Raw genomic sequence first — 1,017 nt, 5'->3', positions numbered from 1 at the left:
AGCGGGGCGGTGCCGTTGCAGGACGCGAACCGGTTGCGGTCGGCGAAGCGGCGGATGTCGCCGACGTCTGCCAGCAGCCGGGCTGCACCTGACGGGCCAATGCCGTGCAGGTCCATCAGGGTGCAGCCGCGGGCGATCACCAGCTTTTTGAGGTCCTTCTCCGCGGTCTTGATCTTCTTGTCGATGCTCTCAAGTTCACCGATCAGCTCGACGGCGAGGCGGCGTCTGGTCTTGCCCACGATGTCGCGGGGTTTGATGGTCGCGATCAGCGCACGTGCCTGCCGGGCGGACAGGAATTGCTTCGCCCCGCCTGGGAAGAGGTCCAGCAGCAGCCGGTGCAGCCGGTTGACGGTCTGCGTCCGTGCCCGGCCAAGCTCGTCGCGACGGTCGACCAGCATCCCCATCACCTGCAGGTCCGGGTCGAGCTGGACCTGCACCAGGTTCGGCGAACGCAGTGCCACCATCGCCACCGAGTGCGCATCCACCGGGTCGGTCTTGCGGCCGTTGCCGGTGGCGAACACCCGCACCTGAGCGGACAGCTTCGCGGGCACGTCCATGACCGTCTCACCGTCATGCACCAGTCGGTGGGCGATGTGCTTGCCGATGCCGTTGCACCCCTCGACCGCCCACACCCGATCGGTGTACTTGCGGCTGGCGGCGAGCATCTGCGCGTAGCCGGTCTTGTCGGTGCCGTACCTGCCCACTGCGAGCACCCGGGCGCGTTCGTCGACGACCTCGATGGTTGCTGAGCGCTTGTGTGGGTCCATCCCGATGATCACCGACATCGGCGCCTCCCCTTGACTGAACTCGGTGAGTTGTCAGCAAGGAGGGCACCGCTACTTCGAGCAGAACAAACCCCTTTTCAGCCTCTCCTCGCGCGGTGCCCGGCGAGACCGCAGGCCATGAGAGAGCCACACCAATGACACCGGTGGGCAGCCGCAATGTGGGAGCGTCTCGCCGAGCACCTGGACCGAGTCTGGCCGGACACCGATCCTGCGCAAAGTCTCTAAGTAGCCG

The 1,017-nt window shown here is 66.4% G+C and carries 1 protein-coding gene; it reads right to left on the bottom strand.

All coding sequences use genetic code 11. The features are described from left to right. The coding region (locus ACFYPS_RS36925) for a transposase (protein ID WP_387331161.1) at nucleotides 1-785 on the bottom strand (785 nt) is incomplete at its 3' end. Between the last annotated feature and the right edge of the window lie 232 nt (nucleotides 786-1,017).

The sequence above is a fragment of the Micromonospora sp. NPDC005087 genome (genome assembly GCF_042872965.1).
GTDB lineage: Bacteria > Actinomycetota > Actinomycetes > Mycobacteriales > Micromonosporaceae > Micromonospora.
This window is presented reverse-complemented; position numbering and strand designations above follow the sequence as displayed.